15 protein-coding genes are annotated in these 15,513 nt (G+C 31.3%); 9 read left to right on the top strand and 6 right to left on the bottom strand.

The features are described from left to right. Positions 1–33: 33 nt before the first annotated feature. The 5 genes from ACKTSW_RS09035 to ACKTSW_RS09015 all read right to left on the bottom strand — a co-directional run bounded on the left by ACKTSW_RS09035 (position 34) and on the right by ACKTSW_RS09015 (position 5,794). The gene (locus ACKTSW_RS09035; RefSeq protein ID WP_408024942.1) at positions 34–2,439 is read right to left on the bottom strand and encodes a 3-hydroxyacyl-CoA dehydrogenase/enoyl-CoA hydratase family protein; all 2,406 of its coding nucleotides are present in this window, start codon (positions 2,437–2,439) and stop codon (positions 34–36) included. Between the two features lie 13 nt (positions 2,440–2,452). Further along, positions 2,453–2,914, bottom strand: coding sequence for a MarR family winged helix-turn-helix transcriptional regulator (locus ACKTSW_RS09030; protein WP_408024941.1), 462 nt, complete (start codon positions 2,912–2,914; stop codon positions 2,453–2,455). A gap of 132 nt (positions 2,915–3,046) precedes the next feature. Further along, a complete protein-coding gene (locus tag ACKTSW_RS09025; RefSeq protein ID WP_408024940.1) occupies positions 3,047–3,460 on the bottom strand; it encodes a response regulator in 414 nt (137 codons plus the stop codon). 2 nt (positions 3,461–3,462) lie between these two features. After that, positions 3,463–4,875 (bottom strand): PAS domain-containing sensor histidine kinase, encoded by a 1,413-nt coding sequence (locus ACKTSW_RS09020; protein ID WP_408024939.1) that lies wholly within the window; start codon positions 4,873–4,875, stop codon positions 3,463–3,465. Between the two features lie 547 nt (positions 4,876–5,422). Further along, positions 5,423–5,794: a hypothetical protein gene (locus ACKTSW_RS09015; RefSeq protein WP_408024938.1), complete on the bottom strand. Its 372-nt coding sequence runs from the start codon at positions 5,792–5,794 to the stop codon at positions 5,423–5,425. A gap of 76 nt (positions 5,795–5,870) precedes the next feature. On the opposite strand from ACKTSW_RS09015, the gene ACKTSW_RS09010 reads away from it, so the two are divergent. From ACKTSW_RS09010 to ACKTSW_RS08970, 9 genes are all read left to right on the top strand, one after another. Further along, positions 5,871–6,236: a response regulator gene (locus ACKTSW_RS09010; protein ID WP_408024937.1), complete on the top strand. Its 366-nt coding sequence runs from the start codon at positions 5,871–5,873 to the stop codon at positions 6,234–6,236. A gap of 32 nt (positions 6,237–6,268) precedes the next feature. Continuing rightward, a complete protein-coding gene (locus ACKTSW_RS09005; protein ID WP_408024936.1) occupies positions 6,269–7,300 on the top strand; it encodes a hypothetical protein in 1,032 nt (343 codons plus the stop codon). A gap of 2 nt (positions 7,301–7,302) precedes the next feature. Next, entirely contained in the window at positions 7,303–8,736 is a 1,434-nt protein-coding gene (locus tag ACKTSW_RS09000; RefSeq protein ID WP_408024935.1) for a glycosyltransferase family 2 protein, read from the top strand. Between the two features lie 43 nt (positions 8,737–8,779). Continuing rightward, the gene (locus ACKTSW_RS08995; RefSeq protein WP_408024934.1) at positions 8,780–10,054 is read left to right on the top strand and encodes a YaiO family outer membrane beta-barrel protein; all 1,275 of its coding nucleotides are present in this window, start codon (positions 8,780–8,782) and stop codon (positions 10,052–10,054) included. A gap of 137 nt (positions 10,055–10,191) precedes the next feature. After that, positions 10,192–11,121 (top strand): ABC transporter ATP-binding protein, encoded by a 930-nt coding sequence (locus ACKTSW_RS08990; protein WP_408024933.1) that lies wholly within the window; start codon positions 10,192–10,194, stop codon positions 11,119–11,121. A 3-nt stretch (positions 11,122–11,124) separates the two neighbouring features. Further along, positions 11,125–12,444, top strand: a complete 1,320-nt coding sequence (locus ACKTSW_RS08985; protein WP_408024932.1) for an ABC transporter permease — start codon at positions 11,125–11,127, stop codon at positions 12,442–12,444. A gap of 97 nt (positions 12,445–12,541) precedes the next feature. After that, on the top strand, positions 12,542–13,381 hold the full coding sequence (locus ACKTSW_RS08980) for a mechanosensitive ion channel family protein (RefSeq protein ID WP_408024931.1): 840 nt from the start codon (positions 12,542–12,544) through the stop codon (positions 13,379–13,381). A gap of 154 nt (positions 13,382–13,535) precedes the next feature. Next, positions 13,536–13,733, top strand: a complete 198-nt coding sequence (locus ACKTSW_RS08975) for a four helix bundle protein (RefSeq protein WP_408024930.1) — start codon at positions 13,536–13,538, stop codon at positions 13,731–13,733. Positions 13,734–13,800: 67 nt separating this feature from the next. After that, complete coding sequence (locus ACKTSW_RS08970; protein ID WP_408024929.1) at positions 13,801–14,964, top strand: sigma-54-dependent transcriptional regulator; 1,164 nt, start codon at positions 13,801–13,803, stop codon at positions 14,962–14,964. A 213-nt stretch (positions 14,965–15,177) separates the two neighbouring features. Here ACKTSW_RS08970 and ACKTSW_RS08965 read toward each other — a convergent pair whose 3' ends face one another. Then, positions 15,178–15,306, bottom strand: a complete 129-nt coding sequence (locus tag ACKTSW_RS08965; protein ID WP_408024928.1) for a YtxH domain-containing protein — start codon at positions 15,304–15,306, stop codon at positions 15,178–15,180. Positions 15,307–15,513: the final 207 nt, after the last annotated feature.

Below are 15,513 nucleotides of genomic sequence, written 5' to 3'. Positions count from 1 at the left end.
TACTTAATACTAATATCTCAATACTCTTCGCAACTAGTTGCGAAGTGGTTTTCCTGTTTTTAGCATGTGTTGAATACGCTCTAACGTTTTTCTTTCAGTAGTTAAACTTAAAAAAGCTTCACGTTCAAGGTCTAATAAATACTGCTCAGTAACTTTTGTTGGTTCTGATAAATCTCCTCCAGCCATTACATAGGCTAGTTTGTTTGCAATTTTCTGATCGTGTTCAGAAATATATTTAGAAGCTTCCATAGAATCTGTTCCTACTAAGAACATTCCTAAGGCTTGCTTACCTAATACTAAAACATCTTTACGTTTTACTGGTTGTGTATAACCTGCTTCTGCTAATAACACAGCGTGCTTTTTAGCTTCTGCAATTTGACGGTCTTTGTTTACAACAACAACATCTTTTCCTTTTTGTAGTAGGTTTAAGTCGTATGCTTCATAAGCTGAAGTTGCCACTTTTGCCATACCAATAGTTAAGAAGTGTTCTTGTAACACGTTTAATTGAACATCACCAGTGTGGAATAAGTCTTGAGCTCTTAAAGCCATTTCTTTAGATCCACCACCACCAGGAATTACTCCAACTCCAAACTCTACTAATCCGATGTAGGTTTCAGCAGCAGCAACTACTTTGTCTGCGTGTAATGATATTTCACATCCACCACCTAACGCCATTCCATGAGGAGCAGCTATAGTAGGAATTGCAGAATAACGCATACGCATCATGGTATCTTGGAAATACTTGATAGCCATATTTAACTCATCATACTCTTGCTCTACAGCCATCATAAAAATCATTCCAATGTTAGCACCAACTGAGAAATTTGCAGCTTGGTTACCAACTACTAATCCTTGAAAGTCTTTTTCAGCTAAATCGATTGCTTTGTTTATTCCTGCTAAAACATCACCACCAATGGTGTTCATTTTAGATTGGAACTCACAGTTTAAGATTCCGTCTCCTAAATCTTCAATCACCACTCCTGAGTTTTTAAATACCTCAGTAGTTTTACGAATGTTGTCTAAGATGATAAATGAATCTTGTCCTGGCTTTTTAACTTGTGCTTTTGCAGGTACATCGTAGTAATATGTTGCACCGTTTTTAACTGTATAGAAAGATTTCTCTCCTTTAGCTAACATTTCAGTTACCCAAGCAGCAGGTTCTTTTCCTTCAGCTTTCATTAATTCGATACCTTTTTCAATGCCTACAGCATCCCAAATTTCAAAAGGACCGTTTTCCCAACCGAAACCTGCTTTCATGGCATCGTCAATTCTGTATAATTCATCAGAAATTTCTGGAATTCTATTTTGAACGTACGCAAACATTGCTGCGAAGTTTTTACGGTAGAATTCACCCGCTTTATCTTTTCCGCCAACTAATACTTTAAATCGGTCAATTGGCTTATCTATTGTTTTTGTTAATTCTAACGTAGCGAATTTTGCTTTTTTAGACGGACGGTATTCCATCGTGTCTAAGTCTAACGCTAAAATTTCACGTTTTCCTTCAGTATTGGTTGTCTTTTTATAGAAACCCTGCTTAGTTTTGTTACCTAACCATTTGTTTTCCATCATGGTGTTGATGAAACCAGGTAACTTAAACAAATCATGTGCTTCATCGTTAGGGCAGTTTTCATAGATTCCGTTAGCAACATGCACTAAAGTATCTAATCCAACAACATCTACGGTACGGAAAGTAGCTGATTTTGGTCGTCCAATAACAGGACCAGTTAATTTATCAACTTCTTCAACAGTTAATTCTAATTCTTTTACTTGGTGAAATAACGATTGGATTCCGAAGATACCTATACGGTTACCAATGAATGCTGGAGTATCTTTTGCTAATACTGAAGTTTTTCCTAAGAATTTAGAACCATAATCCATTAAGAAGTCTGTAACTTCTTGTTTACAGTCTGGTCCAGGAACAACTTCAAATAATTTTAAATAACGAGGAGGGTTAAAAAAGTGAGTTACAGCAAAATGCTTACGAAAATCCTCACTACGTCCTTCATTCATAAACTTAATAGGAATACCAGAAGTGTTGGTAGATATAATGGTACCAGGAGTACGATATTTTTCTACTTTTTCAAAAACACTTTGTTTAATGTCTAAGCGTTCAACAACTACTTCCATAATCCAATCTACATCTTTTACTTTATGTAAATCGTCTTCAAGATTTCCAGTAGTAATTCTATCTGCAAATTTTTTATTGTAGATAGGTGATGGTTTCGACTTTAACGAAGCAGTCAAAGCATCATTTACCAAACGGTTACGAACTACTTTGTCTTCTAAGGTTAGTCCTTTTGCTTTTTCTTTGTCGTTAAGCTCTCTTGGAACGATGTCCAATAGTAATACTTCAACGCCAATATTAGCAAAATGACATGCAATACCTGATCCCATAATACCAGAACCGATAATTGCTACTTTTTTAATTCTTCTTGCCATTTGTTTGTTTGTTTTATACAGCTTTATTGTCAATATCTTCTTCGTATATTAACTTATCTGTAATTAGTTTGTTTATTGTTGTTGTTACTTTAAAGAAAGTGTCTAGTTCTTCCTCTGTAATATGCTTTTTTACCTTATTGTTGAATTGATATACATGTCCTTTAGAAACTTCACGCATCTCTTTACCGTATTCGGTAAGTTTCAAAATAACGCTTCTCCCATCATTAGGGTTTTTCTCACGACATATAACCCCCTTATCTTCCATTGTTTTTAATAAACGAGAAAGACTTGTAGGTTCCATTCCCATTAATGGTCCCAAAGCAGTTGAAGGAGTTCCATTTTCAAAATCTATATTCAATAGAGCGAAAGCTGTAGCCATGGTGCTATCATGCTTTGCAGCTTGCTCATTATACATCTTTGCAACTGCTTGCCACGTGGCTCTTAATTGGTGATCTATTGATTTATCCTTGTTCATCGATGCCAAATATATAAAATTTTACTATGCATGCATAGTATTTTTTTAAAAAATTATGCGCGCATAGTAAATTTATGCAATTTTAGAGGCATTATTAACAGTAGTAGGCTGAAAAAATATAGGGAGTACTCTTTACTGAAAAAAAGAATCAAAAGAATTCAAAATAGACTGTATTTTTTTGCTGGTAAGAGGCTTAGACATAAAATCGTTAATACTGACGATTTCTTTTGCTTTTTCTTTATCGGTAGGGTTGAGTGAAGTGGTTAACATAATAATTACTTTTTTAGCTTTTTTATATGCTTCGAGCTCTTCATATGCTTTTAAAAACTCCCACCCATTCATTCTAGGCATGTTGATGTCTAAAAAAATTAATTCTGGAGCGGGGTATTCATTGTCAGTTTTGGTAGAGAGGTACTCTAAGGCATCTTCGCCATTTTCTTTACAAACAATATTTTCGCAGCAATTTTCTTTTTCTAAGATAAGTTTATGGAAAAAGTTGGTCGCAGCATCATCGTCAATTAATAAAATTAAGTTTAATTTTTTCATAATCATTTAAGATTAGGTATGGTAAAGTAAAAGGTGCTACCTTCGTTTAACTTAGATTCTACCCATAACTCCCCCCCGTGGAGATGAATTATTTTTTTACAATGAGCAAGCCCAATTCCCGTACCTTTATATTTTTTTTTACCCGAATGTAAGCGCTGAAAGATAGAGAAAATTTTGTCATGAAACTCTTTTTTTATTCCTATTCCATTATCTTTAATTGAAAACAGCCAAGAATTTTTTTGTTTCACACTATGTATTTCTATAACAGGAGGGGAGTCTTTTTTGGAAAATTTTATCGCATTGTTAATTAGGTTTTGGAACAACATACGAAGCATGGATTTGTAGGCATGAATTACTGGTAAATTATCATATGTAATAATGACTTTTTTTTGTTGTATAATGAAATGAAAATCAAGTTTTATTTCTTCTATTAACGTGTTACAGTTTACTTTTTTAGGTTTTTTATGGTGTTCAATTTTAGAATATTCTAATAAGTTTTTTATAAGTTTACTCATTCTGTGGGTAGCTTGCTTAATGTAGGAGAAGAGTGTTTTTGCAGTACCGTCTAATTGATCAGCGTAATTGTCGTATAGGAATTTGGAAAAGCTATTGATGGTTCTTAAAGGTTCCTGAAGATCGTGAGAAGCGATATACGAAAATTGTTGGAGTTCTTGGTTTTTTTGCTGTAGAGTTTCAACATATTTTGAGGCAAGCAACTCAGTAGCTTTTTTCTCCGTTGTGATGTCCATTTCTATACACATAAACTCATTAATATTAGAGTTTTTTTGCAGTGGTACAATAGCTGTATTGGTCCAGTAAGGATTTCCATCTTTGTTTATTTTTTTTATTTCCCCGTTCCATATCCCTTCTTTAGAAATAATTTTTATAATGGATGGAAGTAAGGGGTTATTTTGTTGTTCTGAAAATAAAAAATTACACTTTTTTCCTAAAACTTCTTTTTTGGAGTATTTTGACAGATTACAAAAATTAGTATTGGTATATTTTATAATTCCATTTTCATCAATAAAGGTTACCGAGGCCACTTTGTCTAATGCATTTTTATAATAAGATAGCTCTATGTTTTTATTCAAGATATTTTGAGTTAACTTTTTCTTTGCATAATCAACTTTATTGAACTTTACAGAGGCTACTAAGAAAATAATAAAACTAGATAGCATTAAAACTAAGGTAAATAGTACGATGCCTGTTTCGTGATTCAACATTCCATTTTGTATTAACTTGAGTATGGAGAACCCTAGAAGTAGTGGGAAAATGATGGTAATAGGAACGGACTTTCTTAAAATAATGCTTCCCTGTAAATCAGAAAAATAAAACTTTTTTAAGTTGTAAAAGGTATTATCAAAAATAAGAAGGTACGATATAATTAAAAAACCAATAGAAGTGTGAATAGACATTGTTTTAAAAAAAGAGATGTTTTCGTCTAGAGGAACTCTTAAGATAAAAGCAATAACATTGAAAAAAGCGAAAGCTGGGGCAAAAAAGAAAAGAATTTGTAGCTTTTTGATTGAATGTTTGTTTGTACGAGTGAGTGAAAAGAGCCCTATAGAAAAAAGAAGAAAACAAATAGCAGTTGCAACCGACATTCTACCAGGATTGGTATTCGAAATAGTATCTTGAACTAAGAAATTATCTAATAAAAAATTGAAATTAAGAAGATATTCAAGAAGTGTAAAAGTACTGATAAAACATATAAGAGAGGCAAGTATGATTATATGAATATTTTTTTTAAGGTACTTTCTTGATAACAATGCAAGGGTAGAAAAAAGAAAAAGCAACGCTGTATTTACTTTAGTAGTGGAGCTATTTTCGTTAACAGTAAAAAATAATCTCTTATCAAATATCCATTCGTAGAAAACAATAACACTAAAAAAAAGAATAAAAAGCGATGAGAATGTATATATATGTTTTTTAAAATTCATTTTACAAGTATCGAGTATTTATTTATGAATGATTCAAAAGTTTTGAAAGTATTTTTATGTATTCTAGGCGACTTTTTTCGTAATTTTTAGTTACATTATGACCTAGGTGTTTCATTTTTTTTATGTCGATCTTTTGTTCACACAAATTTTCTATCTCAGAAAGAGAAGCAGCACATTTTAATCCCATAAAGGAAAAAGAAGATTTTAGGAAATGAGTAATTTTTTTTATTTCATCAAAATCTGCTTCATGAATTTTCTCGTTTAACATTTTGATTTTTATATTGCTTTGCTCTAAAAATGCTTTTATAAGCATAATACGTCCTTCTCGGTTGTTCCCTATTGTTTTATTTAAAAATGTCAAGTCAACTATTATGCTTTTATGCTTGTATGCCATAATCTATTTTAAAAAAGTTATATTTATATAATCGTTTGGTACTTACTAAATTTAGTAAAAAAAAAATAAAGTTAAAATGCTAGGTAAAAAAATAGTTGTTGCGGAAGATAATTCAGTTTTTCTCATGGTAATAAAATTAAAATTAGAACAAGAGGGGTATGAATTGTTTTTGGCAGAAGATGGTAAAAAGGCTATTGAGTTAATCGAGAAGCACTCACCAGATCTTATTTTAACAGATATTATGATGGATTACGTCAATGGTTTGGAAATTATTAGCCATGTTAGAAATAAATTAAAAAAACAAACCCCGATTGTAGTGTTTTCAGCTTCAGGACAAGAGGAAATAGTGTTAAAGGCATTTGAAATTGGAGCAAATGATTTTCTTAGTAAACCGTTAAGTGTAAATGAATTATTAGTGAGGGTTAAAAAACTTTCAAGGTAAGTGAAATATTTTTTATAATCGTGTTAATATCTATGTCAGAAGGGCTTACTTCTTTTATATATGTTGTTTGGATGCTAGCAAGTGCACTTCTGGTAGTATTATTTATCTTGATTGTTATAATTTATGTGTCTAGATATTACATACATAGGAAAGAACAACACCTAGTTAGCCAACAAAAGCAGTACGAAGCCATGTTGATTCAATACTTGTTTGCAGATAAAGATTTACACTCAATAAAAGCAAAACAATCTTTAGTTGTTGAACAAATACAACAAACACTTCATACTAAGAGCAATAAAAAAATATTGGTAGATACATTAATTAAATCTAAAGGCCAGATATCAGGGGAAATGGCTGAGATTGTTGATAACCTTTTTGTTGCTCTGAAACTTTCACAATGTGCTATTGATAAGTTAAAAAGTAAAAAATGGTATGTGATTGCTTCTGGAATTAAAGAACTTAGAATTTTTACTATAAAAGAAGCTAAAAAGCAGGTGTTTGCCTTTGTGAATGATCCGAGAGTAGATATTCGCAGACAAGTTTATATGTATTTTATAAGTGTTTTTGGGTTTGAAGGATTGAGCTTTTTAGGAACTATTGAAACACCGATATCTAAATGGGATCAAATAGGTATTTTGAAAGCCTTAAAAAACAATAAAAATCAAGAAATTCCCGATGTAACCAAATGGTTAAAATCTACCAATAAAGATGTTGTTTTGTTAACGTTGGAATTGGTGAGGTTATATGGTTTGTTAGAAACGAAAGAAACCTTGATAACCCTTGTTAACCATGAGAGGAGTGAAATAAGACGTAAGGTTATTAGTGTTTTTACTTATTTTAATCTACAAGATGTAACACCTGTTCTCCTTAAAAGATACCCTACATTGCCACAATTAGAACAAATTGAAGTGTTTAAATTTTTAGAAAGTGTAAGTACGGTAGAAGATAAAGCATTTGTTGTAAAATATATTGATTGCAAAGTTTTTGAGATAAGGAAGTCAGTTTCCAAGATCCTGAAGAGAATAGAGAACTTACAACAGTCAACTCAACCTAAAGTAACATAGCGATGAAATTAGAAATAGTAACCATCTTGTCGTTGGTATTGTATTATTTATTGCTGGGGTATTCATTGTTAGTTTCAGTTATATACATTGCACTGGCTGTTCTTTCAAGAATAGAAATTGTAAGTTACTTTAGAAAAAACAGTTTTGTAGACTATGACGATATCCCGTCTTCAAAATTAGAACCTTCTATTTCTGTAATTGCACCTGCGTATAATGAGAGTTTGAATATTGTTGAAAATATTAGATCATTGCTATCATTACATTATGTAGATTACGAGGTGATAGTGGTTAATGACGGAAGTGTAGATGACAGTTTAGAAAAACTAATAAAAGCTTATCAACTGGAAAAAGTAACCGTTGAAATGAATCAACGTATACAAACAAAGCCAATTAGAAAAGGAATTTTCAAATCGAAGAATCCTGCATTTGATAAATTGGTCGTAATTGATAAGGAAAATGGAGGTAAGGCAGATGCTTTAAATATGGGGCTAAATTTTAGTCGAAGTGAGTATGTGGCTTCTATAGATGTTGATTGTTTATTGCTGAAAGATGCACTACAAAAAATGATTAAACCGTTTTTAGAACAAGCAGAGGTTAAGGTAATAGCTGCTGGAGGTGTGATACGAATTGTTAATTCTTGTGTGATAAAAAACGGGAAATTACTGGAAGTTAATTTACCTAAAGATTTGTTAGGTAGGGTGCAGGTATTAGAATACTTGCGTTCTTTTTTGTTAGGGAGAATGGCTTGGAGTAAATTAAACGGGTTGCTCATAGTTTCAGGAGCATTTGGAATTTTTGATAAAGAAATAGCGGTAAATTTGGGAGGGTATGATACCAATACAGTAGGAGAGGATATGGAAATTGTAGTAAGAATGAGAAGGTATATGGAAGAACAAAATATAAAATATAAAGTAGCATACATACCAGATCCGTTGTGTTGGACAGAAGCTCCACAATCGTATAAAATCTTGATGTCTCAACGTAACAGATGGACTAGGGGTACCATTGAAACGCTAAAAAAACATCGCAAAATAGGATTCAACTACAATTACAATACCTTAGGAATGTTGAGTTATCCTTACTGGTTGCTTTTTGAGAGGGGAGCTCCGATATTTGAGGTTTTAGGCTTTTTTTATTTTTTAACAGCTATTTTTTTGGGAAGTTTGACATGGATTCAAGTAATTGTTTTTTTTGTAGTGGCCTATCTTCTTGTTGTAGTATATTCATTACTAGCAATTTTAACAGAGCAATTTACCTACAATCAATATAAAAATAAAGGAGATGTATCAAAATTAATTGTAACTGCTTTTTTAGAAACAATAGTATTTCACCCTTTTATTTTATATGCAGCTTTAAAAGGAAATGTAGATTACTATTTTAATAAAAATAAAAAATGGGGCGTTATGATAAGAAAAGGATTGAGTAACAACGAATAATATGAACCTGTTTTTATACTAGATAATTAAAAGGGCAAAAGGAATGAATAGAAATCTTAAAAGAATTAGTAACGTAGTGGTGTTGTTTTTTCTACTAGTATATTCAAAAGCAAACTCACAAGGAACAAAAAATACAAGAGATGTAGATTTAACTTTTAAGACTGCTAGAGAATTAGCTTTTGACAAGCAATTGAAACAAGCGCAAGATACCTTGATACATATTTTAGATAAGTATCCCAATTATTTAGATGTTCGTTCTTTTTTAGGAAACACCTACTCATGGGATGGTAAACATGAAATGGCAAGAAAGCAGTTTTTGAAAGTGTTAGAAGCAGATCCGAAAAGAAAAAATGATTGGGTTGCGGTGCTCAAAAATGAATTGTACTCTATGTATCCGCAACAAGTAGATTTGCTAATAAAAAGAGCCCTGATTTTTTTTCCTGAAGATGTAGATATTTTGTTTTTAAAAGCCAAGTTAGGAGAAAAAAATGGGAAGACAGATGAGGTGTTTTTAACACTCCAAAAAATTCTTACTATAGACCCAACGAATGAAAAAGTAATCAGTTTTAAGGAAAACTTTTTAAATAGCCAACGAACCAATACTATAGGAATTCAATTATCTACATTTCATTACGATAAAAGTGAAAGAGTACCTTCGTATTTTGGTACGCTTTCATATTCAAAAAAAATAAAACAAGGAAGTGTTATTTTAAAAATTAACTATGCCAATAGGTTTGAAACAAATGGTTTACAATATGAACTAGATATGTATCCGAAAATAACCAAGACCTCATATGCTTATGTAAATGTGGGTTTTTCAAAAGATAATTTTTTCCCTAGTGAACGATATGGGCTAGAATTTTTTCAATCGTTACCTAAAAAATTTGAAGTGTCTTTAGGTTTTAGAAGGTTAAAATTTTCTGAGACAACGTTGGGTTATACAGGAACGATTAGTAAGTATATTGGAAACAACTATTTAAGTGTGAGAGCTTTCTTTTCTAAGAGTAATGATGTAACAAGTAAATCGGGGGCAGTAACTTATAGAAAATATATAAAAGGACCTAATAATTATTTTGATGTAACGCTTGGGTATGGCGTTTTTCCAGAATTAACAAGATTGCCAGTTAACCAAGAGCAAAAAGTGTTATTAAATTTAAAATCACAAAGAATTAATGCCGCCTATTTGTTTACAAATTCAAAAAAAAACTACCTGTGGAGAGTTTTTTTAGGTGTTATGAGAGAAGAAAAAAGTTTTGCAAGAGAGAATTACTTTTTGCTCTACGAACTAGGGGTTTCCTGCAATATTCGGTTTAAGTAGCACGTCAATACATACAAATTATAGTTTAAAAAAGGCTGGTAAGGTTTATGGTAAAACAATAGGCTAAAAGAATATAAAATATGTAAGTTTGTCACTGCCTATTTTTAATTAATGGTAATTAATCAACTATTGAGTCTATGAATAATTTATTAGAAATTAATAATGTAGTAAAGCGTTACGGCGATTATACGGCATTAAACAATGTGTCGATGCACATACCTAAAGGAAGTGTTTTTGGTTTGTTAGGACCTAATGGTGCAGGAAAAACCTCACTTATTAGAATTATCAATCAAATAACAATGCCTGATGCTGGTGAAATTATTTTAGATGGAGAAAAGTTAGCTCCAAATCATATAGAACATATAGGTTACTTACCAGAAGAAAGAGGACTGTATAAAAGTATGAAGGTAGGAGAGCAGGTATTATATCTTGCTCAATTAAAAGGGTTGAGTAAGTCGGAAGCTAAAAAGCGATTGAAATATTGGTTTGATAAATTTGATATAGGTGCTTGGTGGAATAAAAAGATAGAAGAGCTTTCAAAAGGAATGGCACAAAAGGTACAGTTCATTGTAACCGTTTTACACCAACCTAAATTATTAATTTTTGATGAGCCGTTTTCTGGGTTCGACCCTATCAATGCACAACTAATAGCGAAAGAAATTTTACAGCTGCGTGATGAAGGGGCTACCATAATTTTTTCTACACATAGAATGGAATCTGTTGAGGAGATGTGTGATTATATAGCCTTGATTAATAAGTCGAATAAAATTTTAGATGGTAAGCTAGAAGATATTAAAAAAGAATTTAGAACAAATACTTTTCAAATAGGGTTAACAACTTCTAATTCTAGAGAAGTAGAAGATAAATTAAAGCAAAACTTTGAAGTGTTACCGGCTGATTTCAAATTACTGAATGACGGATTAAAACTTAATGTAAAATTGACCAACGGAAGTTCTCCAAACGATTTGTTATCGTATTTAACAACTCAGGGACAAGTACAGCATTTTGTCGAGTTAGTGCCAAGTGCCAATGATATTTTTATTCAAGCAATACACAAAAACAGTTAAGCAATGAAAAGATTACGATTAATTATAGAACGCGAATTTATAGCTAAGGTTAGAAATAAATCGTTTATCGTCATGACTTTCTTAAGTCCGTTGTTAATGATTGGTATGGGAGCTTTGGTATTTTTCTTAATGAAAAAGAATGATGAGAAGGTTAAGAAAATAGTATATGTTGATGAGTCGGGAATGTTTTCTAAAGATGTGTTTGTAGATTCAAAAACAATAAAATATGAAGATTTTACTGCTTTAGGAATTGAAGATTCTAAAAAGAAAGTAGAAGATGGTGATTATTACGGGGCTTTATACATTCCAAAACAAGATAGTTTAGAGGTGTTGGCAAAATCGATTGAGTTTTTCTCTAAAGATTCACCAAGTATGTCTATCATGGAAAGTTTAGAAGATAAGATTGATAAAGAGTTACGTCATAAAAAACTGACAAGCTTTGGAATTGATATTGCACACATAGAAGAGTCTAAAATATCCTCAGAAATAAAAATGTTGAATTTCTCTGGTGAAAAATCATCAAAGTTAATTAACGGATTAAAAATTGGTGTGGGAGCTATCGCAGGATATTTACTAATGATGTTTGTAATGATTTATGGTACATCGGTAATGCGCAGTGTTATTGAAGAAAAAACAAGTAGAATTATTGAGATTATTGTTTCGTCAGTAAAACCTTTTCAATTAATGTTAGGAAAGATTATAGGAAATGCATCAGCTGGACTGTTACAGTTCTTTATTTGGGGGGTTTTGTTTTTAGTATTCAGTTTAATAGCTTCATCAGTATTTGAAATTGATATGATGGAAATGCAATCGGCAAAAGTATCACCAGAACAATTAGATGCTATTCAGCAAACAGCAACTAATAAAGGCGAAATGATTGTGCAAGAAATATTTAGGTTACCTTTAGTAAAAATGTTCTTCTTATTTATTTTCTATTTCTTAGGAGGGTATATGTTATATAGTTCTTTGTTTGCAGCGGTAGGTGCGGCGGTAGATAATGAAACAGATACACAACAATTTATGATGCCAATTATGTTGCCATTAATTTTAGCAGTATATGTTGGCTTTGCAACGGTAATTAATGATCCTCACGGGCCAGTTTCGGTAATATTTTCTTACATACCATTTACATCACCGATTGTAATGCTAATGCGAATTCCGTTTGGAGTTGCTTGGTGGGAGATAGCAATTTCTATGTTGTTATTAATTCTTACTTTTATAGTGATAGTATGGATTGCTGCTAAAATTTATCGAGTAGGTATTTTAATGTATGGTAAAAAACCCACTTACAAAGATTTATGGAAGTGGATTCGCTATAATTAAATTTTTATGAAATGAACTGTGGTAATTAACTTAATATTGATCGAAAGCATTTAAAAGTAAATTACATCTGACCAATAAAAACAATAAGAATTAGCAGATGAAAGAAATAATAAAAGAAATAACTAAATTTTTAAATCTTAGAATTCCTATAGGAAGTAAAGATGTTGACTTCACAATAAAAACAGTTTTGTTTTTAATTATAGCTTTAATCTTGGCAAAGTATGCATTGAGATGTTTTAAGAAGTTTTCAACAAGCAAACTGCAAAATGAAGATAAAAATAAGTTTGATACTATTTTTTCTTTTGCTAGCTGGCTTGTTTACTTAATCACCTTCTCAATAGCATTGAGTTCGGCAGGAGTTAACCTGAGTGCTATTTTAGTGGCTTCATCTGCATTATTAATAGGTGTTGGTTTGGCGTTACAAACGTTCTTTCAAGATATAATTTCAGGTATTTTTATTATTCTAGATAAAAGTGTGCATGTAGGTGATATTATAGAATTAGACGGAAAGGTTGGTAGAGTAGAAGATATAAAACTTAGAACGACTAGAGCGGTTACAATTAATAATAAGGTGTTGGTAATACCCAATCATAAATATTTAACAAATAGTTTATATAATTGGACGCAAAATGGAACCACAACTCGCGAAAGTGTTAAGGTAGGGGTAGCGTATGGAAGTGATGTAGTTTTAGTGAAAAAGTTATTATTACAAGCAGCAGATGAACATCCAAAAGTATATAAACATCCAGCACCTATGGTTGTTTTTGAAAACTTTGGAGATAGCGCCTTAGAATTTAAACTAGTTTTTACTTTAGGTGATAGTTTCCAGGCACTCATACCTCAGAGTGATATTCGATTTAGAATAGATGAACTTTTTAGAGAACATAAAATTAGTATTCCATTCCCTCAAAGAGATGTGCATATTATCAAAGAGTAAAAACAAAAAGAAAAAAGATTTAAGACGATGGGAAAACATAATTTTAAAAAACTTAAATTTGAACTTATTCAATGAAACTCTGTGATAAGGTTTTTAAGGTTACAAAAGAGTTTCCAAAAGAAGAGTATACTTTATAACCTCAGAGATAAATAGATTGGTAATTTCTATCCCATCGAATATTACAGAAGGGTCAGATAGAAGTTCAAATAAAGAGTTCAAAAGATTTTTTGAAATTGCACTTGGCTCGCTTTTTGAACTGCAAACACAAATAGTTCTTTCTTTTTATAAAGAATATATCAATAAAGTAACATTAATAGGTTTAGAAGACGAAATTAAGAGCTTCAAAAAATGATTTCGAGATTTAAGAATTCATTAAACTAGTATTCTTTCTTTTTGTCTTACATCTAAAAGTCTAAAATATGAGTAAAATATTAATAATTGAAGATGAAGCTGCAATTCGCAGAGTATTAAAAAAAATTATTTCTGAAGAAAATGATACTTATGAGGTAGAAGAAGCTGAAGATGGATTAGAAGGAGTTGAAAAAATAAAGAAAACAGATTATGATTTAGTACTGTGCGATATTAAAATGCCTAAAATGGATGGTGTTGAGGTATTGGAGAAAGCTAGAAAATTGAAACCAGAAATACCAATGGTTATGATTTCTGGGCATGGAGATTTAGATACTGCAGTAAATACAATGCGTTTAGGGGCCTTTGATTATATTTCTAAACCGCCAGATTTAAATCGTTTGCTTAATACTGTAAGAAATGCTTTAGATAAAAAAGAACTAGTAGTAGAAAATAAACGACTCAAAAAGAAAGTGAGTAAGAATTATGAAATGATAGGAGAAAGTGATGCTATTACTCATATAAAAGAAATTATTGAAAAAGTAGCCGCTACAGATGCTAGAGTTTTAATTACAGGACCTAATGGAACAGGAAAAGAATTAGTAGCACATTGGTTGCATGAAAAATCTGATCGCTCTAAAGCTTCAATGATTGAGGTGAATTGTGCAGCTATTCCTTCTGAATTAATAGAAAGTGAATTATTTGGACATGTAAAAGGGAGCTTTACTGGAGCTAATAAAGATAGAGCAGGTAAATTTGAAGCTGCCAATGGAGGAACTATTTTCTTAGATGAAATAGGGGATATGAGTTTGTCTGCACAAGCAAAAGTTTTAAGAGCTTTGCAAGAAAACCGTATTCAACGTGTAGGTTCTGATAAAGATATAAAGGTAAACGTACGTGTTGTTGCGGCAACAAATAAAAATTTAAAAAAGGAAATTGAAGAAGGTCGTTTTCGTGAAGATTTGTATCATAGATTGGCAGTAATTTTAATTAAAGTTCCTGCATTAAATGATCGAAGAGAAGATATTCCATTATTAGTAAACTTCTTTACTAAAAAGATTTCTGAAGAGCAAGGCATGCCTCAAAAAGAATTTGAAGATAAAGCCATTAAACAATTGCAAGAATATGATTGGACAGGTAATATTAGAGAATTGAGAAATGTAGTAGAACGTTTACTTATTCTGGGAGAAAAGAAAGTTTCAGAAAATGATGTAAAACTGTTCGCTAGTAAATAAAAAAAAAGTCCCTAAAAGTGTTTCGGACTTAGGGACTTTTTTTAGTTTAAACTCTTTTTTGTCAAATAATAAACACCTAGAAGAGGTTAATATTTGACAAACCTTTAGTTTATATTATTCACTTTTTCAATTGCTTTTTCTGAAATAGTAGGTTATGATTTTAAAAAAGCTATTATTTTGTTTGTAATTTTTTATTCTTAACCTTCAGTGCTTTTAGTTTTTGGCTCTATATTCCACTTCTTCTTTAAGTTGTGTTGCTTCAGAGGTTATTGTATTTTTTGCCGAAGCAGAGCCATCAGCAATTTTTTGTCTTGTTTTACTTCCTTCATCAGGAGCAAACAATGCACATAATTAGCACCAACTACCATTCCTACCATTAAACCAAAATACTTTTATCGTTACTTATAATATTTTTTTAAATTAAAATTCTGTTACAAAGTTACTTTAAGACTTTAATAGGTGTTGACTCAATAAGTTGAAATGTTAACTCACTTTATTTTAAGAAGCTTATAAATGAGTTTTAAACAAAAAAGAAGAACAATTTGCTCT

The organism is Tenacibaculum sediminilitoris, from assembly GCF_964513795.1.
GTDB lineage: Bacteria > Bacteroidota > Bacteroidia > Flavobacteriales > Flavobacteriaceae > Polaribacter > Polaribacter sediminilitoris.
This window is presented reverse-complemented; position numbering and strand designations above follow the sequence as displayed.

Excerpts from the sequence above, each read along its gene's own strand:
- ACKTSW_RS09035 (WP_408024942.1), bottom strand. The coding sequence starts at position 2,439 with ATGGCAAGAAGAATTAAAAAAGTAGCAATTATCGGTTCTGGTATTATG.
- ACKTSW_RS09030 (WP_408024941.1), bottom strand. The coding sequence starts at position 2,914 with ATGAACAAGGATAAATCAATAGATCACCAATTAAGAGCCACGTGGCAA.
- ACKTSW_RS09025 (WP_408024940.1), bottom strand. The coding sequence starts at position 3,460 with ATGAAAAAATTAAACTTAATTTTATTAATTGACGATGATGCTGCGACC.
- ACKTSW_RS09020 (WP_408024939.1), bottom strand. The coding sequence starts at position 4,875 with ATGTCTATTCACACTTCTATTGGTTTTTTAATTATATCGTACCTTCTT.
- ACKTSW_RS09015 (WP_408024938.1), bottom strand. The coding sequence starts at position 5,794 with ATGGCATACAAGCATAAAAGCATAATAGTTGACTTGACATTTTTAAAT.
- ACKTSW_RS09010 (WP_408024937.1), top strand. The coding sequence starts at position 5,871 with ATGCTAGGTAAAAAAATAGTTGTTGCGGAAGATAATTCAGTTTTTCTC.
- ACKTSW_RS09005 (WP_408024936.1), top strand. The coding sequence starts at position 6,269 with ATGTCAGAAGGGCTTACTTCTTTTATATATGTTGTTTGGATGCTAGCA.
- ACKTSW_RS09000 (WP_408024935.1), top strand. The coding sequence starts at position 7,303 with ATGAAATTAGAAATAGTAACCATCTTGTCGTTGGTATTGTATTATTTA.
- ACKTSW_RS08995 (WP_408024934.1), top strand. The coding sequence starts at position 8,780 with ATGAATAGAAATCTTAAAAGAATTAGTAACGTAGTGGTGTTGTTTTTT.
- ACKTSW_RS08990 (WP_408024933.1), top strand. The coding sequence starts at position 10,192 with ATGAATAATTTATTAGAAATTAATAATGTAGTAAAGCGTTACGGCGAT.
- ACKTSW_RS08985 (WP_408024932.1), top strand. The coding sequence starts at position 11,125 with ATGAAAAGATTACGATTAATTATAGAACGCGAATTTATAGCTAAGGTT.
- ACKTSW_RS08980 (WP_408024931.1), top strand. The coding sequence starts at position 12,542 with ATGAAAGAAATAATAAAAGAAATAACTAAATTTTTAAATCTTAGAATT.
- ACKTSW_RS08970 (WP_408024929.1), top strand. The coding sequence starts at position 13,801 with ATGAGTAAAATATTAATAATTGAAGATGAAGCTGCAATTCGCAGAGTA.